The 17,465-nt window shown below is 46.1% G+C and carries 20 protein-coding genes and 1 tRNA gene; 8 read left to right on the top strand and 13 right to left on the bottom strand.

Translation table 11 applies throughout. The features are described 5' to 3' along the window. Window positions 1–40: 40 nt before the first annotated feature. The 4 genes from ACV7NC_RS01090 to ACV7NC_RS01075 all read right to left on the bottom strand — a co-directional run bounded on the left by ACV7NC_RS01090 (window position 41) and on the right by ACV7NC_RS01075 (window position 3,855). A complete protein-coding gene (locus ACV7NC_RS01090) occupies window positions 41–1,018 on the bottom strand; it encodes an integron integrase (protein ID WP_458153582.1) in 978 nt (325 codons plus the stop codon). Window positions 1,019–1,261: 243 nt separating this feature from the next. After that, a complete protein-coding gene (locus tag ACV7NC_RS01085) occupies window positions 1,262–1,441 on the bottom strand; it encodes a hypothetical protein (RefSeq protein WP_458153581.1) in 180 nt (59 codons plus the stop codon). A 504-nt stretch (window positions 1,442–1,945) separates the two neighbouring features. Next, window positions 1,946–3,139 (bottom strand): ATP-binding protein, encoded by a 1,194-nt coding sequence (locus ACV7NC_RS01080; protein ID WP_458153580.1) that lies wholly within the window; start codon window positions 3,137–3,139, stop codon window positions 1,946–1,948. Between the two features lie 470 nt (window positions 3,140–3,609). After that, on the bottom strand, window positions 3,610–3,855 hold the full coding sequence (locus ACV7NC_RS01075) for a type II toxin-antitoxin system Phd/YefM family antitoxin (RefSeq protein WP_458153579.1): 246 nt from the start codon (window positions 3,853–3,855) through the stop codon (window positions 3,610–3,612). 186 nt (window positions 3,856–4,041) lie between these two features. Between ACV7NC_RS01075 and ACV7NC_RS01070 the strand changes: the two genes are divergently transcribed. The 4 genes from ACV7NC_RS01070 (at window position 4,042) to bamE (ending at window position 5,647) form a co-directional block, all read left to right on the top strand. Further along, complete coding sequence (locus ACV7NC_RS01070; RefSeq protein WP_458153578.1) at window positions 4,042–4,311, top strand: type II toxin-antitoxin system Phd/YefM family antitoxin; 270 nt, start codon at window positions 4,042–4,044, stop codon at window positions 4,309–4,311. Continuing rightward, window positions 4,312–4,608 carry a type II toxin-antitoxin system RelE/ParE family toxin gene (locus ACV7NC_RS01065; protein ID WP_458153577.1) on the top strand — a complete coding sequence of 99 codons (297 nt, stop codon included), beginning with the start codon at window positions 4,312–4,314 and terminating at the stop codon, window positions 4,606–4,608. Window positions 4,609–4,702: 94 nt separating this feature from the next. Continuing rightward, the gene (locus ACV7NC_RS01060; RefSeq protein ID WP_458153576.1) at window positions 4,703–5,188 is read left to right on the top strand and encodes a VOC family protein; all 486 of its coding nucleotides are present in this window, start codon (window positions 4,703–4,705) and stop codon (window positions 5,186–5,188) included. A 45-nt stretch (window positions 5,189–5,233) separates the two neighbouring features. Continuing rightward, entirely contained in the window at window positions 5,234–5,647 is a 414-nt protein-coding gene (gene bamE, locus ACV7NC_RS01055; protein ID WP_458153575.1) for an outer membrane protein assembly factor BamE domain-containing protein, read from the top strand. 189 nt (window positions 5,648–5,836) lie between these two features. Here the strand turns inward: bamE and ACV7NC_RS01050 are convergent, their stop codons facing one another. Then, the gene (locus tag ACV7NC_RS01050) at window positions 5,837–7,096 is read right to left on the bottom strand and encodes a hypothetical protein (protein WP_458153574.1); all 1,260 of its coding nucleotides are present in this window, start codon (window positions 7,094–7,096) and stop codon (window positions 5,837–5,839) included. Window positions 7,097–7,382: 286 nt separating this feature from the next. Here ACV7NC_RS01050 and ACV7NC_RS01045 point away from each other — a divergent pair, with 286 nt between their 5' ends. Beyond that, the gene (locus ACV7NC_RS01045; RefSeq protein WP_458153572.1) at window positions 7,383–7,913 is read left to right on the top strand and encodes a Slp family lipoprotein; all 531 of its coding nucleotides are present in this window, start codon (window positions 7,383–7,385) and stop codon (window positions 7,911–7,913) included. Window positions 7,914–7,940: 27 nt separating this feature from the next. On the opposite strand, the gene ACV7NC_RS01040 is transcribed toward ACV7NC_RS01045, so the two are convergent. After that, entirely contained in the window at window positions 7,941–9,023 is a 1,083-nt protein-coding gene (locus ACV7NC_RS01040; protein WP_458153571.1) for a GGDEF domain-containing protein, read from the bottom strand. Window positions 9,024–9,224: 201 nt separating this feature from the next. Between ACV7NC_RS01040 and ACV7NC_RS01035 the strand changes: the two genes are divergently transcribed. After that, window positions 9,225–9,527 carry an antibiotic biosynthesis monooxygenase gene (locus tag ACV7NC_RS01035; protein WP_458153569.1) on the top strand — a complete coding sequence of 101 codons (303 nt, stop codon included), beginning with the start codon at window positions 9,225–9,227 and terminating at the stop codon, window positions 9,525–9,527. Beyond that, window positions 9,527–10,711 (top strand): iron-containing alcohol dehydrogenase, encoded by a 1,185-nt coding sequence (locus ACV7NC_RS01030; RefSeq protein WP_458153568.1) that lies wholly within the window; start codon window positions 9,527–9,529, stop codon window positions 10,709–10,711. The genes ACV7NC_RS01035 and ACV7NC_RS01030 overlap by 1 nt, the downstream gene beginning before the upstream one ends. A gap of 49 nt (window positions 10,712–10,760) precedes the next feature. Here the strand turns inward: ACV7NC_RS01030 and ACV7NC_RS01025 are convergent, their stop codons facing one another. From ACV7NC_RS01025 to aroQ, 5 genes are all read right to left on the bottom strand, one after another. Beyond that, window positions 10,761–11,567, bottom strand: coding sequence for a zinc-ribbon and DUF3426 domain-containing protein (locus tag ACV7NC_RS01025; protein ID WP_458153567.1), 807 nt, complete (start codon window positions 11,565–11,567; stop codon window positions 10,761–10,763). Between the two features lie 85 nt (window positions 11,568–11,652). Next, a complete protein-coding gene (gene prmA / locus ACV7NC_RS01020; protein ID WP_458153566.1) occupies window positions 11,653–12,570 on the bottom strand; it encodes a 50S ribosomal protein L11 methyltransferase in 918 nt (305 codons plus the stop codon). A gap of 33 nt (window positions 12,571–12,603) precedes the next feature. After that, window positions 12,604–13,959 (bottom strand): acetyl-CoA carboxylase biotin carboxylase subunit, encoded by a 1,356-nt coding sequence (gene accC / locus ACV7NC_RS01015; protein ID WP_458153565.1) that lies wholly within the window; start codon window positions 13,957–13,959, stop codon window positions 12,604–12,606. 24 nt (window positions 13,960–13,983) lie between these two features. After that, window positions 13,984–14,466 (bottom strand): acetyl-CoA carboxylase biotin carboxyl carrier protein, encoded by a 483-nt coding sequence (accB, locus tag ACV7NC_RS01010; protein WP_458153564.1) that lies wholly within the window; start codon window positions 14,464–14,466, stop codon window positions 13,984–13,986. Window positions 14,467–14,578: 112 nt separating this feature from the next. Next, the gene (gene aroQ / locus ACV7NC_RS01005; protein WP_458153563.1) at window positions 14,579–15,034 is read right to left on the bottom strand and encodes a type II 3-dehydroquinate dehydratase; all 456 of its coding nucleotides are present in this window, start codon (window positions 15,032–15,034) and stop codon (window positions 14,579–14,581) included. 224 nt (window positions 15,035–15,258) lie between these two features. Between aroQ and ACV7NC_RS01000 the strand changes: the two genes are divergently transcribed. Next, window positions 15,259–15,334: transfer RNA gene (locus tag ACV7NC_RS01000), tRNA-Thr, on the top strand. A gap of 299 nt (window positions 15,335–15,633) precedes the next feature. On the opposite strand, the gene ACV7NC_RS00995 is transcribed toward ACV7NC_RS01000, so the two are convergent. Together ACV7NC_RS00995 and ACV7NC_RS00990 are read right to left on the bottom strand one after the other, a co-directional pair. Next, window positions 15,634–16,398, bottom strand: a complete 765-nt coding sequence (locus tag ACV7NC_RS00995) for a class I SAM-dependent methyltransferase (RefSeq protein ID WP_458153562.1) — start codon at window positions 16,396–16,398, stop codon at window positions 15,634–15,636. Between the two features lie 50 nt (window positions 16,399–16,448). Continuing rightward, on the bottom strand, window positions 16,449–17,090 hold the full coding sequence (locus ACV7NC_RS00990) for a hypothetical protein (protein WP_458153560.1): 642 nt from the start codon (window positions 17,088–17,090) through the stop codon (window positions 16,449–16,451). Window positions 17,091–17,465 lie beyond the last annotated feature (375 nt).

Genomic DNA, 17,465 nt, shown 5'->3' with positions numbered 1-17,465 from the left:
AAAACGGCACGGCTTCGTATATCCGATCATGTCATTGGCATCACAAATGATCCAGCGGACTGATAACGCCTTTGCCACCTTTATTCAAAACATGCGTATAGATCATGGTGGTGGAAACATCCTTGTGGCCCAGTAATTCCTGCACGGTACGGATATCGTACCCGGTTTGCAGCAGATGGGTTGCAAAACTGTGGCGCAAGGTATGGCAACTGGCCGGTTTATGAATTTCCGCGGATTGTATCGCCTGCTTCACAGCCCGTTGTAACGTTTGTTCATCGATATGGTGGCGGCGCTCCTTGCCGGAATAAGGATCGATGGAACGTTTGCTCGCTGGAAAAACATATTGCCAGCCCCACTCCTTGCCTGCATTCGGATATTTTTGCGCCAAGGCGGATGGCAAGGCCACATCGCCAAATCCTTCAGCCAAATCCTGGGTGTGCAGCAGTTTCACTTTTTCCAAGTGCAATTGAAGCGGCGCGATCAATACAGCAGGCAGCATGGTTATCCGATCCTTGTCGCCTTTACCTCCCCGCACAATAATTTCATGACGAGAGAACTCCACATCCTTAACGCGTAACCGCGCGCACTCCATGAGACGCAGGCCGGTGCCATAAAGCAAGCTAGCCATCAACCAGGAACGTCCTTGCAGTTGATTCAACAGTTTTTGCACTTCCAATGTCGTTAGCACCACCGGCAAACGTGCCGGACGCTTGGCACGCTGCATGGAGTCCAGCCATGTCAGTTCACGCCTCAATACTTCCTTGTACAGAAACAGCAGCGCGCATAATGCCTGATTTTGAGTCGATGCGGAAACATTGCGATTTACCGCCAGATGCGTCAGAAAAGCTTCAATTTCCTTTTCCCCCATCGTATCCGGATGCTGCTTATGGTGGAAAAAGATAAAACGCTTTATCCAGGCAATATAAGATTGCTCGGTACGATAGCTGTAATGCTTTAACCTGAGTTTGTCCCGCACTTGATCCAAAAGCCGGGGTTTGTTTTCTGTGTGATTATTCATTTAATTTGTGGATCTAAACAAGTCTGATATGATGACAGCTAATTCGGTCAATTGTTATAAAACATGAGGGGATACCATGAATCATTCCATTTTAGATTTCATTTATGACGTATTATAATGCGTCATTTCGGACGTCTAATTGTAGTTAGGCTACCAAAGCTAAGGAGGTGCAAATTCTAAACTCAAGAATACAATTTCCGGTTGATTGTTGTTATCCATTTTTCTGAGGGGACTTAAAATGAATCACCAGTTTTTAGTAATTTTATCTTCGGCACTCCTGTCTTTAGCTTTCCTTGGAAATGCAAAAGCGGAAACTTCTTGGGTTACTTCCAATAATGGGAGAAACTGCGAAGTTACATGTACAGCTAGGGACAAATCTCCAGTGGTATCTGGATCATACAAAGGTGGTAATGCTTTTAACATTTGCCGCACCGATGCTGGAGGCGAAGGAAAACGAGCTGGGTACAACTTGCAACCGGCCTGGGCTGACAAATGCTATGTCGGTTGGGGTGGCGAGGAAAAAGGTTACTCAAACTTTGATTGTCTTTGTCAATAACTTGAGAAACCATAGCCTAACATGGCGCTCAAGCCGACCCGCTTCCGCTACGCTCCAGCGGTCGGCTTAGCTTTACGTTCGGCCCTTGGAGCGCATCCTTGAAGCTCCCATCGTCTAATCCGTTGTTTGCGTGGCTATCGAGTGCAGCTTTGGTAGGCTTCCTGCTTGTTGCATGCAATAGTAAGCAGAGGCTGGATGAAGCACGGTAGGTTGGAGTGACGCCAGGAACTCCAACATCAACCGGAATCGAAGTTGCTCCTCTTTAACCAGATACATTGAGTAAGCAGGTCGCACATTATTGCTACTCAAGAAAATTCTGAAGCATCGGGTTTTGCCCCCCCCCAAAGGCGCATTTGCTGCAACAACATCCGCTAAATTGCATCATTCCTTTTTTCTTTCAGAAGATCCATGAAATCATACAGAGCGATGGCTGTGATCTCTTGCTGCAACGGGAATCTATCCTTCCCGGCATAAATGACAAACTTTTTTTGCGGCTGGATATCTTCGCAAGCTTCATGAAATCCCCGTCCCAGGCTAAACGATGTTCCTTTCTTGATTTCTATCGCCCATCGCTCATTCACACCGAATTCCAAGACAAGGTCAATCTCTGCCCCGCCTGCCGTCCGATAGAAATAGAGCCTGACGCGCGGCGGTAAAACAGCAGCGATATTTTCTATGACAAACCCTTCCCAACTTTTGCCGACGACCGGGTGTCCCAGCAGATCGTTATAAGAACCGATATTCAGCAGTGCATGCGTGATGCCGCTATCGCGCACATAAATTCTGGGCGATTTTACCAGGCGCTTTTTGATATTGGCCGTATAGGGTTGTATTTTACGGATCAGTAGCAGATCAACCAGAAGATCGATGTAACGCGCTACGGTTACGCTTGAGACTTCGATGTTAGATGCGAGCTTTGCCGCGTTGATATGGGTTCCCTGGCTATGCGCCAGCATGGTCCAGAATCTTCCTAGCGTCTCCGCAGGAATTCTAGGCCCTAGTTGCGGAATATCCCGTTCAAGGTAAGTTCTGATGAAATCATAGCGCCAGTTCAAGCTGGCTTCATCATTGCCGGTCAACAGACTGTCCGGAAAACCGCCCTTCAACCAGAGATCATTGACGGCTTCGGATTGTTGCGCACTTTCTGCATATTCCAAGACATTCACCGGAAACATCTCAATATAAGCAATACGCCCGGCCAAGGTTTCACTGGATTGTTGCAGAAGATCCATGGAAGCTGAGCCTAAAAACAGAAATTGCCCTGTCTTGTTACCTTTTCTACGTTGTTGATCGCTGAGTCCGCGAATCTGCACAAAAATATCCGGTAATCGTTGCACTTCGTCCAGAATAATCAGCTTATCACTATTTGCTGCGTGGAAAGCTTCGATGTTCTGGACTTTCTGCAGATCGAGCCGGTTTTCCAGATCAAGATAGACGGATGGAATGGTATCCGCAATATCAAGAGCCAGCGTTGTTTTGCCTACCTGACGCGGCCCCATCAGCGCCACAGACGAATAGGTTGCCAGAGCGAAGCGGATTTTATCTTCAAGAGATCGTTTTATCATCCATGCATTTATAACATTTAATGTTAATTTTGCATAGTTGTTGATGAACCTGTGGATGATAACGGTATTTTATGGAGCTTTTACGTTGTGACAGCTTGCAGTTAGAGAGGCATAAAACCAATTCGGATTTGCATTGGAAAACTGCCGGATATGGCCGCAGCCTCCCTAAGCTTCGGCGTGATGGCCCAGCCTTATCATGCAATCGTGAGAGGGCAATGTCGTAGATTTCATTCCGGTCTCGCTTACCAGCCGCGATGACGGTGACAGTTACGGTCGTGTCTTCAACGGCGTAAACGAGACGATAGCCGAGTTGCCGTCATTTAATCTTGTAGATGTTTTTTGCACTGGACAATGCAGCGGATGGAATGTGAGGATTGTCCAATCGCTCTGTTAGTTTCTTTTTGAATTGGTCCTTGATTGCGTAACCGAGTTTTTCCCATTCCTAGAGCGCAGATTTTTTGAATTCCAGCTTATAGGTCATCGAGTGAAACGCTGACAGCCGGCTCATCCATACGCTCTTTCACCAGTTTCAGCAGTTCTACATCGTCAAGCAGCTCCATCATTGCTTCATAGGCGGCTGGCACGCAGTAAAAGGCAGGTTCATTGCGATTCAATACGGCAATGGGCATATCATTACCACTGGAAACAACTTTCATGGGGTTGGCTTTGAGTTCGGAGATGCTGGCCACAATTTCTGTAAGTATCTGATGCGTCATGATTTAATACCTCGATAGCTAATCAATGAAACCGAATTATAGGTCTTCCAAAAGGTCTCATAAAGATCAAAACTTAAATGCTAAATGCCTTTGTAGCGAGATTGGATGGGGCACTATACGCAAATACCCTTGACCGGTGCTGTTAACAGGTGCTATAAATGGCTCCAAAATATCCCGGAGTCAGTCATGACCATCAAATTCTCTGAAGATGTAATTCCGCTTTCGGATTTAAAAATCAATCCTGGCCGCGTTGTAAACCGAGCCAAGGAAACGCACAGACCTATTCTTCTAACCAGCCGGGGCCGGGGCGTGGCCGTGGTACAAGATCTTGATGAATATGAGAAAAACCAGGAAGAACTCGCTTTTGTCAAAGCTATTGCGCAAGGACTCATGGACATAAAAGAAGGTGATACCCTGTCATTGGCTGAAGCGAAAAAACGCTTAGGCATCGAATGAATGAAAGTCAGCATTTCCAATTCGGCCTTTACTGATTTGGAAAACATGATCGGTTATTACACCGAAGAAGGCGCTCCTCATATCGGTTTGAAATTCGCCAAAGAAATTATCGAGCATATTCAAGTGTTGGCCGACCATCCAGACATGGGCAGAATAGTTCCTGAGTTTCAACTCGCGCATATTCGAGAAATTATTGTTGCGCCTTTCCGGGTGGTTTATCTGAGGGAAATAAGCGCCATCAAAGTAATCCGTGTTTGGCGCAGCGAGCGGCCGCTCGTGTTACCGGCCAAAACATAATGCCAGAACTGCAAGACGAATCATTGAAAAATATCGGATAAGATATTATTTCGTTCCAGTACATTACCTTTTAACTCACACAGAGCAAAGCGATATGACGAAACCCGCAAAGAATACTATCTGCCTTTGGTACAATCGCGATGCCGAAGAAGCGGCACGCTTTTACGCCGATACCTTTCCCGACTCATACGTTGGCGCTATTCTTCGCGCGCCAGGAGATTTTCCGTCCGGTAAACAAGGCGATGTATTGACGGTCGAGTTCACCGTGATGGGTATCCCTTGCCTCGGACTGAACGGCGGCTCCGCATTTAAACAGGATGAAGCGTTTTCATTTCAGGTTGCAACCGTTGACCAAGCCGAAACAGACCGCTATTGGAACGCGATCGTCAACAATGGGGGCCAGGAAAGCGCATGCGGCTGGTGCAAGGATAAATGGGGAGTATCCTGGCAAATCACACCGATTACCCTGACGAAAGCGATTGCCGATCCCGATCCTGCTGCCGCCAAACGGGCGTTCGATGCGATGATGCAGATGAGAAAAATCGACATCGCTGTAATCGAGGCGGCGCTTCGCGGCTAAAATGCTGGCAGTTTCATCTATCTTTTAAGCCTATGACGCTCCGCGATGCAGCTTAAACAATGGTTTCGCAATCATTACAGGCGCGTTTTTCCCGCAGTGTTTGCCGCAATCATTGGCTTGCTGTTCATTGCATTCAATTTTTCCTCGATTGAACAATCCTTCGTTCAACAACCTTTTGATGCTGCCAAATGGCGTCAAAACGTGGAATCCGGCGGTAATGATCCCACACGGCTTCAGATGATTGACGATCTGCTCCGCAGGTACTCACTGCAAGGTATGACACGACATGAAATTGAAACTCTATTGGGCAAACCGCCAGAAACTGATTACTTTCGCGACTATGAATACGTCTATTGGCTCGGTCCGGAGCGAAATTTCATCAGTATTGACTCCGAACGGCTCGGATTACAATTCGATGCATCCGGTCGAGTTTCCACGGTCTCAGTATTGCGTGATTGAGAAGCAACTCGCAAGGTAAAACGCGCTAGCAGGTCGTTGAAAAACGTTTTCGAGGCAGTCATACAAGGCAAAAACAGGCGAAAAAGCGCAGTTTATGCGGTATAAATGAGTATTTTGAGCTTGTTTTTAACACCGTAACAGCAACGCAGATAGTTTTTCAACAGCCTGCTAGAGTGCTTCTCCGTAAAACTAATCCCGGATCTTCAACTGAAACCGCGGCGGCCGCTGCTGCGCCGATGACGACAAGCGATTGAGTCCCAGTATGGTGACACGATGTGCGCTGTTAAAACTGGGCGCGCCGTCCTGGTCGCGCAGGATCGACGATACTTTGTACTCCAGCCGGTGCGAACGCGGGTCGAAGCGGATATCGTGAATCCAGATACCGGCGCGCTGCAGTCTTTGCTGCTCGCATTCATTGGTAAGATCCCAACCGGTCAGCATCGGGATGGCATAATCAAAGGGTAATTCGTCGATTTGGAAGGTCTGGGTGCGGACTACACCATCGACACTTTTCCGGCAAGTGTCGGCTTTGCCACTGCGGGGATTGAGCGCCAGGAAATCGGCGCGGACTTTAATGCTGCGTCCGTGTATTAGAACCGCACGGGTTTTGATGCGATGGGTACGGATATCGTTGTCCTTGAAAATCGTTTGTGTGGCCCAATTCGGACTGCCAGATTGATTCGGCGTAGCACTGGTCTGCGATAGATTGTAAGACATTTGCAGCAACGGATAATCGACGCGATCGCTCCATTTACAAGGCGACCAGCGCCATTCGCATTCGAAACTGTCGGCAAATTGAAAATCGAAACCGCGCGGAATGATGGCCAACGCATCGTATCGCCGCACCGTACCTTTGTGACCGCTATTTTCCAGAGTGGCGACTGCGCCTTGTTTTTTATCCTGTAACACTGACGCTTCCATTCCGGCGTAATCTTCGTCGATTACCGCATCGATTTCGACGGCGCGATATCCGAATGCGGTAAAAAATACGCAAAATTCAAAGGCATCGTTGCGGTTTTGATCTTCCAGTTTGCCTAGTGCTTCGAATACCAGAAAGGTCGATCCGGTATTTTTCACCAGCTTACTGCGGGAAATCTCAGCGCGTAGCGAATTAACCTCGCGATCCTGTTTCAAATAGTGCAGATCCCAGCCATTGAGCACGACCGTGCCGCTATCGACGTAACCTGGCATTTCGAGCCATTGGGTGATGACCGCGGGCTCCATGCCGTTATCGCGCTGCATGCACTTGCTGCCCTCCAGCATAATGAACTTACCGTGATCTTCAAAAACGGTTTTACCTTCCGCTTTGAAAGTCAGTTGCTCGAAGGGTGTCGGTGCCGCTGCATTGCTCGCCGCAGCAAGCGCTTTCTTATCCGGCGCTTTACTGGCGCAGGCGCAAAGCAACAGCAGGATTAACAGCGCTAAAGTAGTATGGAGACAGCGAATCATTGCTACCCTCTATGGTGAACGTCGCGATCATTTGTTGATGGACCTGTCAATGATAACGAATTTGACAGTTGGTTTGTATTCTACCATTCCGGCATGACAGCATGATCAGCCATTTGGCAAAGGATGCTGTGCAGACGCGAAAAATTCAGTTCATACTGATAACCGGCTAATTTTAAGAATCCGGCCTTATAAGCATGAAAGTTTACAAACATTATGCCGGCATGCTCAGTTGAAATAGTAAATTGTGCCACCATTTAAGCATTATGGATTACTCTCGGGAGGCATCATGAAAGTCTACTATTTATTTCCCCTCTTATTGCTCAGCGCCTGCGCCGGTTTGCCGCCTTCCATCGCCAATGCACCGGCAACCGAGGTTTCCTATCAACAAGCAAGTCTTGATGCGAATAGCTTTAAAGATGTTCCGGTACGTTGGGGCGGTGTGATTCTCGATGTCGATAATGAGGAGCATGACAGCTTACTGCAAATCGTATCCTATCCGCTCGATTATACAGGCCGTCCGCAGTTGCATAGAGCCGGCGAAGGCCGCTTTGTCGTAAAGAGCTCCGAGTTTCTCGATCCTGCGGTATATGCCAAAGACAAAGAGATTACGATTGCCGGTGTAATCACCGGTGATACCGAGTTGACGGTCGGCAAGAGAATCATCCGCGTTCCATTGCTAACTGCTACAGCCGTTTACTTGTGGCCGAAATTGACCAATTATAATTACTACAGCCCGTATTACGGGCCCTATCCTTACTATCCGGGTTATTACCCACTCTATCGCGGAGGGTTTTATGGACCTTTTTTCCGGTGGTGATCGATCACTGAAGGATCACATCCAAGGTTAAAAGAAATCGATGGAACCGCTTTCCTTGTTATCTTCGATGCAGCCGCTTTCAAGCAGGATTTCATGAAAATGAAGCTGGTTTTTGCCATTATGCTTAGCATAGTAAAGCGCTTGATCGGCTCGCCCCAGAATCTCGGAGGCTAAATGACACATTCCGCTGATCAGGGTTGCTCCAATACTCACGGTAATCGTATTGATTTGCGGGAAACGGTAAGTTTCAATTTGGGTTCGAAAGCGCTCTAATATGTGATAAGCATCGGCTTGGCTAGGCGCATGAAAAATCACCACAAATTCTTCTCCGCCAAAACGAAACAATAAATCCTTAGACCTGAAATTCTGCTTCATCACATAGGAAAGCAGCAACAAAACTTCGTCTCCCATGACATGGCCGAACTTATCGTTAATCGATTTGAAATTATCAATATCGATAATGGCCAAGCAAAATTTATCCGTTCCGGTTTTCGGTCTCCTCCGGTTCCGCTTGCTGGTATCTCGATATCGGCCAAGCTCGGAATTCAAGATCAAGGAACTAATCTTGTTGATGTTCGCTTCGAATGTTTGGCGATTCAATAGACCGGTGAGTTTATCTTTCTGGCTCTCATCCAATAAACTGCGAAAGTTATGCGTGATGCTCAACAGACTGGTAATGATCAGCATTTCGCCTTCAGTGAGCATATGCGGTAGCTCGAAAGTGAGCATACTTTCGATTTTACTGGCTGCCAGTACCGGGTAAATCACCAAAAATTTTTCCGATTGCAAATGAATATAAGGTTTCTTTGTTGTTTCTACCCACAATTGCGCTGATCGGATCTCATCCGGAATAACGATTTCTGAAGTATAAATTTCCTGGGATTCGGAAAGCTGGCGTTTGTTGCCATCTTCAATCATCTCGGCTGAATAAGTCGATAACCAGCACGTCTTGTTATCCGGATTCAGTTTATACATCGATATTTGATTGACCTTCAGGAGTTCAGCCAGCGTTTTTAACAGGCTAAGCTCGAACAATTCAATGTCGCGAATCGTCGTTAAGGAGACTAAGCGGTTTAGCAGAGAAGGTGTACCGGCATCTTTATTTGTCATGGAAATGCTTGAAAATTGGCAAGACGAACGTACGCAAACAATAGTAATTTTACTTAAACGGTCAAACTTCAAAATACATAATAGACCCGTGAATACCACCGTATAAAAAACTTGTTCGGGTAATCCAATTCCGTGCTTAAAAATCACAATTTAGATAGTAGTACAATACTGACCGGCTATCATTCAGGAAAGGAATCGACTATGTATGTAACAATTGTCTACGCATCCGTAAAACCGGACAAAGTGGAAGCTTTCAAGCAAGCTTGCCGTGTCAATCACGAAAATTCCATTCGCGAACCGGGTAACCTTCGCTTCGATATCTTGCAATCCGCCACCGATCCAACCAAATTTGTTTTTTACGAAGCCTACAAAACCCAACAAGATGCTGCAGCCCATAAGGAAACCGCGCATTACCTTACCTGGCGGGATACCGTCGCGGATTGGATGGCCGAACCGCGCCAAGGCGTGCCATACCAAGCCTTATTCCCGGAGATAGCCAGCTGATGTTTAATTTCTCCGTCGCTCGCTTGCCTCGCATTGAATTCGGCAGCGGAACCATCCGGAAATTATCGGAGATCCTGTCCAATTATGGCTCGCGCGTTTTGCTGGTAACCGGCGCGCGTTCTTTCATCAATACCGACGGCTGGCATGATTTACTCAGTGAATTGAAACAACGCTCGGTTACCTGGCAACATTGCACAATTTCAGAGGAGCCGTCCCCCGAATTAATCGACGAATTGGTTAAGTCATTTGCGGGTGACTCTTTTGACGCTGTTGCCGGTATCGGCGGCGGTAGTGCGCTGGATGCCGCAAAAGCCGTGGCGGGGTTATTGAAAATTCAGCGTTCTGTGATGGATTATCTGGAAGGTGTCGGCCCCGAATTGCCCTACCAAGGCCCTGCCGTGCCGTTTATCGCCGTACCCACAACGGCCGGCACCGGCAGTGAAGCGACAAAAAACGCGGTACTCAGCGTACAAGGCGAGAATGGCTTCAAAAAATCGTTCCGTCACGACAAGCTGGTTGCTGAATACGCCATCGTCGATCCCGATTTGCTGGCCAGTTGCCCTCCCAGCGTAATTGCCGCCAACGGCATGGATGCAGTGACGCAACTGCTGGAATCGTATGTCTCCACCCGATCTAATGCCTTTACCGATGCGCTTGCGATCAATGGCTTGCAGGCCGCGCGCGACGCATTAATGCCGCTGTATCGTCAACAAGGCGAGCTGGCTCAACATCGCGAGAAAATGGCCTATGCCGCACTACTCTCGGGTATTACCCTAGCGCAAGCCGGTCTTGGTTCGGTGCACGGCTTAGCTTCCCCGCTCGGGGCTTTTTATCCGATTCCACACGGCGTTGTTTGCGGCACTTTAGTTGCAGCCGCGACCCGAGTGAACATTGAAGCAATGCTCACACGAGAACCCAATCATCAAGCACTGGCAAAATATTTGCATGTGGCCGAGATTCTATGTGAGAAACGTTTCATTGATCCCGCTGCCGCTTTTAGTGCGCTGACCGATAAACTTACACAATGGACTGACGAACTGAATTTGCCGAGGCTTTCGCATTATGGCTTGCAAGCGGACAGTCTTAACAAAGTCATTGCCAACTGCCGTGGTAACAGCATGAAGACCAACCCGATTGTGCTTGATGATCAGGAAATACATCAACTCTTGCTGGCGCGCTTATAATGCAAAGAAAGCTGATTTTAGAGCCGGTCGCAGGAGTTCAAAGGTGTTTTCAGGGATAAAACAACAGCAAGCGATAACCCAGCGCATTCAGTTCCGAGCTATCAAAATCCAGCCGTATCTCAATTTCCTGTTGCGCTGCAATAAATAATCGCTGCTTATCTTCCTCTTGCAAATAGTCATTCGCTGTGAAGATACGACTGGTTATGACACGTTGCTGCGCGTCGAGCAACACCAGATGTAATGCTGGAAAAGCTTGCGGGAACGGTGCGAAGTTATGGATTGTCGCTCGCATGGTCGTTACTTCGGGCTGGCTTACGGGATTCTTTTGCAAATCAGAAGACTCGATGCCGATTTTCTGAATATCTTGCGGATAAGCGACGGTACAGCCAAGCAATTGACAGAATTGTTCCAAATAGGGTCTGGAATTGGGTGCAAGGATGGTTAATTCCGTCCGATAATGCTGCACCATTTGCACTGATAGCAACAACAGCAGTATGACGTTTGCAATCCCCCACAGCGGCGATGAATGCTTGACCAGCTCTTCGTCGTCGAACAATCGATCGGACGATTCAGAAACATCCGGATCTCTTGCAGAAGCGGATACTGGATTGATAGTGATACTTGAACGCGAGTTAACTTCACCGGCTTCAGTTGCGGAATCAATGGAAACATCCGATTGGGGCCGGACAGTCAGCGGATATTCAATAGTTGATTCGTGAGCGGTAATCAATGTAGCGAAACCGTTAAATACCCGTTGGCATTGTCCGCAGCGCACGTCGCCGCCATGTGCTTGCAGTTGCGCAGCATTGACGCGAAATGTAGTGCTGCAACTTGGACAGCAAGTTACCAATGCCATGTAAGACTCGCCATTTTGAATCGTTTGTTTTTTAATGACCGGTTATTGCAACGCATGAATTCGACATTAAAACAAAGTCATTATTTCATTTTTTGCTGCCGGATAACAGCACCCAGCCTTCTTTCACTGACACTATATGCATATCAAACCATTGCCGATAAACCTGTTTGACTTCTTCAGCTTGTTCTTGAAGTATTCCTGATAATACGATGTCTCCTCCCGAGCGAGTTGCGCTCGCAAGGATCGGCGCCAGCAGCTTCAATGGGTTTGTCAGGATATTCGCGACCATTACATCAACGGGATGATCCGGCAATGCCTCCGATCCTATCGCTTGTTGCGCGGTCATAAAGCGAAATCTTGCGGGATCGCATTGATTTCTCAATGCGTTATTCAGACTGGCTTTAATGGCTTGCGGATCGATATCGATACCGGTCACATGCGACGCTCCCAGCTTCAGCGCGGCAATCGCCAGTATTCCAGAACCACAACCATAATCAATCAGCGTATCGCCGGTATTCAGATTCTGATCCAACCAGCCAAGACATAATTGCGTAGTTGGATGGCTGCCGGTACCGAAAGCCAAGCCGGGATCGAGAATCAGATTGATTGCCTCGGGATCTGGAGAGGCATGCCAAGTCGGAACAATCCATAGCCGCTGAGAAATTCGAATCGGATCAAATTGTGATTGCGTCAGACGCACCCAATCTTGTTCTTCAATTCGTTCCAGGTGATACTCGAGATCTTCGCCGGATGGCATGATAGCCGAGACATTACGTAAAACTTCCGCAATATCCGCTGATTGCTCGAACAATGCCGAGACTTCGGCATTTTTCCAGATTTCACCGCTCGGTTCGCCCGGCTCGCCGAAGAGCATTTGTTCATCTTGCGTATCCGCAGCGGCATCATGAATATCAACTGACAACGCGCCTTGTTCCAGCAGCGCATCGCTCAGCGCTTCGGCATGTTCATCATCCGTTCTGATAATCAGCGTAATCCAGGACATGCGTCGTAGCGAGTATCGATGAAAAAGCGCGTCTTAATCGGATTTATTATGCAACGCCAGTTTTTGTTCCAAATAATGAATCGAAAAGCCGCCGCGCAAAAATGTAGCATCGTTGAGTAAATCCCGATGCAAAGGAATGTTGGTTTTAATACCGGCCACGACCATTTCCGACAATGCGATCCGCATGCGTGCGATTGCTTGTTCACGGGTATCGCCATAAGCAATGATTTTTCCGATCATCGAATCGTAGTAAGGCGGCACCATATAATTATGGTACACATGGGAATCAACCCGTACCCCGGGGCCACCAGGCGCATGATATTGCGTAATTCGACCGGCAGAAGGCGTCAGTTTGTAAGCATCTTCCGCATTAATGCGGCATTCGATCGCGTGTCCCTTGAACACAATATCTCTCTGGCTGACTGGTAATGCTAAACCAGCCGCCACATTGATTTGGGCTTGCACCAGGTCGATACCGGTGATTGCTTCTGTAACCGGATGTTCAACTTGCAGGCGGGTATTCATTTCTATGAAATAAAATTCATTATTTTCGAAGAGGAACTCGAACGTACCTACCCCTCGATATTTGATACGGCGACAGGCATCCGCGCAACGTTCGCCGATTTTATTACGCAATTTCTCCGGAATGCCGGGAGCAGGCGCTTCTTCCAGAATTTTTTGATGGCGGCGTTGCATCGAGCAATCGCGCTCGCCTAAGTGAACTGCATTTCCTTGTTCGTCAATCAATAGCTGGAATTCAATATGCCTCGGATTTTCCAGATACTTCTCAGCATAAACCGTCGGATTGCCAAACGCCGCTTGCGCTTCATTTCGTGTCATGATCAAAGCATTCGATAAAGCCGCTTCGGTATGTACCACGCGCATGCCGCGACCACCGCCGCCGCCGGCTGCTTTTAGAATGACCGGGTAGCCGATTTCCTTGACAATCTTTTTTACCTCATCAATATTGTCCGGCAATGCACCCTCAGACCCCGGAACACAGGGTACACCGGCATTCTTCATGGCATTCTTGGCGCTGACTTTATCACCCATCAAGCGGATCGTTTCCGGTCGCGGACCAATAAAAACGAAACCGCTTTTTTCTACACGTTCGGCAAAATCTGCATTTTCGGATAAAAAACCGTATCCAGGATGAATCGCTTCTGCGTCAGTCACCTCAGCCGCACTAATGATCGCCGGAATATTGAGATAACTCTGTCCGACAGGTGCGGGACCAATGCACACCGACTCATCGGCCAACATCACATATTTGGCTTCCGCATCCGCTTCGGAGTGCACAGCAACTGTTTTAATGCCCATTGCACGGCACGCGCGCTGAATGCGCAAAGCAATTTCACCCCGGTTCGCTATAAGAATCTTTTCAAACATGGTTATCTGATCTCTTTCAGATAATTATTCGATAACAAACAACGGTTCGCCGTACTCAACTGGCTGGCCGTTTTCAAGTAAGATCGCTTTGATCACTCCGCTTTTATCCGCTTCGATCTCATTCAGCAATTTCATTGCTTCGATAATGCACAGCGTATCCCCCTCTTTGACGCTTTGTCCAACTTCGACGAATGGATTCGCACCCGGCGAAGCTGCCCGGTAGAAGGTTCCCACCATTGGGGATTTAACGACATGACCATCTAACACGGCTTTTGCGGTAGAAGCAGGGCCATCCGCAGCATCGGTATTTCCAGGTGTTGCATGTGTCATGGATTGCGGCGAGGCTTGCATCATGGCTGGCATGGCTTGCGGCATAATGGCATAGTTCGGCGCGCCTGAGCCGGGTTTGCTAATCCTTACTTTTTCCTCACCTTCGGTAATTTCCAGTTCGGCAATGCTTGATTCCTCAACCAATTCTATGAGCTTCTTTAGCTTTCTTAAATCCATTTTCAATCTCCCGAGGTAGTACCCCGCTCCAAGGTCGTTTTATCAATAAATAATTCGTAGTGAGAAAACGCAACATCATGACATTGCGTAAAGAAAAAGTTTATAAAATAAGTCAGTAGGATGTCATGGCATATTCCAACGCCAATTCATATCCCTTAGCACCCAAACCACTGATGACTCCGATCGCCAAATCCGAAAAATAAGAATGATGCCGGAAGCTTTCGCGAGAATAGATATTCGATAAATGCACTTCGATAAAAGGTAGACGCACCGCTGCAATCGCATCACGTAACGCAACACTGGTATGTGTGTATGCAGCCGGATTGATTATGATGAAATCAGTCCCGTCTTGCATTGTTTGTTGAATCCGTTCAATCAAAGCCGATTCGGCATTATTCTGAAAGAAATCCAGCTTAAAGCCGGTATTTTCGGCTAAATTACTTAATTTTCTGTTAATATCTTGTAAGGTTGTTCCACCATATATTTCCGGCTCCCGAACCCCTAAAAGATTCAGATTGGGGCCATGGATAATCAAGATATTCTTCACTTTAATTTTCTTCGAATCCATAAGCGAATTATGGACTGTTGCAGCGAAAATGTACAGTTTTTTGATGAAAATCGCCGAACTTAAGCGAAAATTGCAACAAACACAATGAATCTGATCATTCAATAAAAACTGCGTAACGATCCAAAACTGATTTAGTTTACATCGCACAAACTGAAGCAGCCGCTCTTAACAATTTGCCCGCAATTCCTCAACCATCTATAATAGCCAGCTTCGTTTTTCCCGAAGCTGTTGTAGCTCAGTTGGTAGAGCAACTGATTCGTAATCAGTAGGTCGGAGGTTCGACTCCTCTCAACAGCACCAATCAATCAATAAGTTGAAGTAAATTTCGAAAAAATATCTGATCCATGTGGACAGTGAAACAGGGATAAGAGGCAAATAAAAATTTGTTTTAGAAAATCTGACTGTAAAGCAAATCAAATTTTCAATCAGAAGATCCCGAGTTCGATTCTTGGTATCGGTACCATAAAAACAATAAGTTATATCTAATCTGGTATTTTCCAGATTCTAATGTAGACGCTATGTAGACAATAAATTGAATTACTATTAGTAAGTTCTGTACTTGAAGAACTGTCTGATGGAATAGAAAATTCTGCATAGTATTATTTGCGAATACATCTTATGGCCAGGAAGCGAGGAAATTCCCAAAGTGCGGGGTATCTCAATTCAATCTCTTTCTGAGGCATAGGTTCAGTTAAATGATCAATTTCAAATCCAGAACTACGCAACTCCTGTAAATAGAGATTAATTGGTCGATGAAAATGAGTAGTTACTCCAACTATCTCTTTATCAGATGAGACTCGAAAAGGTGCTTCTACCGCAATCTCTTCGTTATACTTAAACCAATCATATCCATCGTAACCCCAATAAGTAGGCCAGAACCACGGGTGAGCAATAGAGAAGACTAAATGTCCACCGGGGAGAATAATTTTTGAGAAAGCATTTATACATTGCTTAAGGTTTTTTACATCTTGTAAAAGCATATTTGCAACCAATAAAGAGAATGTTGGCCGAGCTATTTTCTTAGCATAGGCTTCAATTGTTCCGTATGAATATTTAATATTATCTGGTTTGTGTATACTTGTATTTGCGATTCTAATATTTACGCGGCTCATATCTATTCCAACTACCTGTTTGGATAATTTTGCGATTTTTTCTGTTAAGACGCCAGATCCACAACCCGCATCCAATACAAGATCCTTATTAGCGATTTCTATCAGTTGTAATATTGTAGGCATTAAAACAAATTGAAAACTCAGGTCTTTCCCAGAACGCAACTGTTCATTACGAGCTTGAGCAATTGCATCCCACTGATGAGATAGATCACGATTACTTATTACAAATACTTTCTTCGGAAAAATTTTCATTTAAGAAACATTGTGAAAAATTCTTACTGATACAGCAGAAAGACTTAAAATCATGACAATAAATTTCTCAGGGAAAAGTTTGTTTTTACAGGCTGAGATGCGTGTTCAGCGAGCTGAACAAATGTTTCAACCAGATCGACAATGGCTTTATTAGAATCATTAAATTCATCAATCAAATGTTCGCCATTCGAGGAATAGCCTATAAGAACCCTGCTTCCAGTTTTCTCATAATCCAATACAGTGAAGCGAGATTTTGGTTTATAACCTGAGAATTTCTGGTAGGTTCTAACTTCGGCACCTTCATTGGCTAATTTTTGTGCAATAGATGTTGTTGTCTGAACAAACAGAACTAACTCATTTGATTTAGCTTTTTGTAAAAGAAGTTTCTCAGCTTCGCTACCGGGAGTAACCCAGCTAATATCTCTTGAGAATATAGCCACCCTTCCAGCCCTCTTTAATTGCTCACATAAAAAAACAGCAATTTTAGGATCGTTGGATTCATAGCGCTTTCGGTCAAGATATTCATGTTTAATGTCAAATATCAAATAAGAAACTACAATTAGTATGATCAAAATTAGTAAAAAATTTATAATAAAACTTCTGCTGTCGAAATCTATAATAGATCCGCAAGAAATAAGCGTACCAATTGCACCAATTATGCGACCACTTAATTTAATGAATTCCTTTTTCATAATACCGAGAAAAACAATTTAAAAACCCAGAGTAACAGGAAATTCCTATTTCGAGAATGAATCATGTATAGATCTATGATTTAAGTAACCCGCTAGCACATAACTTGTTTCATAATGCTAGTAACATATTCTGTATCAGAATTAATGCATTTCGTACAGTTATTAACGGAACTCCAAGGCGGCTGCGCCGCAAATGCGGCCTCGTGGTCGCTACCGCTCCTACTCGGGCACTTTGCGCTTCGCCGCTCAGTTGATTCTTATCGACTGTAATTTTTTGAATTTGCCATTGATGCAATCATGTAGGAAGTTGGATTGTGCCGGTTTCAACGCCGCAGATTTTCTTGCATATCGGATCACTATGCTTTCCCCGTTCTT

This window comes from Nitrosomonas limosa (assembly GCF_054188085.1).
The sequence above is the reverse complement of the archived record's forward strand: the minus strand, read 5'-3'. Positions and strand labels throughout refer to the sequence as shown.

What these genes read in the sequence shown, in the direction of transcription:
- ACV7NC_RS01090 (WP_458153582.1), bottom strand. Translation starts at nt 1,018, where the DNA reads ATGAATAATCACACAGAAAACAAACCCCGGCTTTTGGATCAAGTGCGG.
- ACV7NC_RS01085 (WP_458153581.1), bottom strand. Translation starts at nt 1,441, where the DNA reads ATGTTAAAAGCATTACCACCTTTGTATGATCCAGATACCACTGGAGAT.
- ACV7NC_RS01080 (WP_458153580.1), bottom strand. Translation starts at nt 3,139, where the DNA reads ATGATAAAACGATCTCTTGAAGATAAAATCCGCTTCGCTCTGGCAACC.
- ACV7NC_RS01075 (WP_458153579.1), bottom strand. Translation starts at nt 3,855, where the DNA reads ATGACGCATCAGATACTTACAGAAATTGTGGCCAGCATCTCCGAACTC.
- ACV7NC_RS01070 (WP_458153578.1), top strand. Translation starts at nt 4,042, where the DNA reads ATGACCATCAAATTCTCTGAAGATGTAATTCCGCTTTCGGATTTAAAA.
- ACV7NC_RS01065 (WP_458153577.1), top strand. Translation starts at nt 4,312, where the DNA reads ATGAAAGTCAGCATTTCCAATTCGGCCTTTACTGATTTGGAAAACATG.
- ACV7NC_RS01060 (WP_458153576.1), top strand. Translation starts at nt 4,703, where the DNA reads ATGACGAAACCCGCAAAGAATACTATCTGCCTTTGGTACAATCGCGAT.
- bamE (WP_458153575.1), top strand. Translation starts at nt 5,234, where the DNA reads ATGCAGCTTAAACAATGGTTTCGCAATCATTACAGGCGCGTTTTTCCC.
- ACV7NC_RS01050 (WP_458153574.1), bottom strand. Translation starts at nt 7,096, where the DNA reads ATGATTCGCTGTCTCCATACTACTTTAGCGCTGTTAATCCTGCTGTTG.
- ACV7NC_RS01045 (WP_458153572.1), top strand. Translation starts at nt 7,383, where the DNA reads ATGAAAGTCTACTATTTATTTCCCCTCTTATTGCTCAGCGCCTGCGCC.
- ACV7NC_RS01040 (WP_458153571.1), bottom strand. Translation starts at nt 9,023, where the DNA reads ATGACAAATAAAGATGCCGGTACACCTTCTCTGCTAAACCGCTTAGTC.
- ACV7NC_RS01035 (WP_458153569.1), top strand. Translation starts at nt 9,225, where the DNA reads ATGTATGTAACAATTGTCTACGCATCCGTAAAACCGGACAAAGTGGAA.
- ACV7NC_RS01030 (WP_458153568.1), top strand. Translation starts at nt 9,527, where the DNA reads ATGTTTAATTTCTCCGTCGCTCGCTTGCCTCGCATTGAATTCGGCAGC.
- ACV7NC_RS01025 (WP_458153567.1), bottom strand. Translation starts at nt 11,567, where the DNA reads ATGGCATTGGTAACTTGCTGTCCAAGTTGCAGCACTACATTTCGCGTC.
- prmA (WP_458153566.1), bottom strand. Translation starts at nt 12,570, where the DNA reads ATGTCCTGGATTACGCTGATTATCAGAACGGATGATGAACATGCCGAA.
- accC (WP_458153565.1), bottom strand. Translation starts at nt 13,959, where the DNA reads ATGTTTGAAAAGATTCTTATAGCGAACCGGGGTGAAATTGCTTTGCGC.
- accB (WP_458153564.1), bottom strand. Translation starts at nt 14,466, where the DNA reads ATGGATTTAAGAAAGCTAAAGAAGCTCATAGAATTGGTTGAGGAATCA.
- aroQ (WP_458153563.1), bottom strand. Translation starts at nt 15,034, where the DNA reads ATGGATTCGAAGAAAATTAAAGTGAAGAATATCTTGATTATCCATGGC.
- ACV7NC_RS00995 (WP_458153562.1), bottom strand. Translation starts at nt 16,398, where the DNA reads ATGAAAATTTTTCCGAAGAAAGTATTTGTAATAAGTAATCGTGATCTA.
- ACV7NC_RS00990 (WP_458153560.1), bottom strand. Translation starts at nt 17,090, where the DNA reads ATGAAAAAGGAATTCATTAAATTAAGTGGTCGCATAATTGGTGCAATT.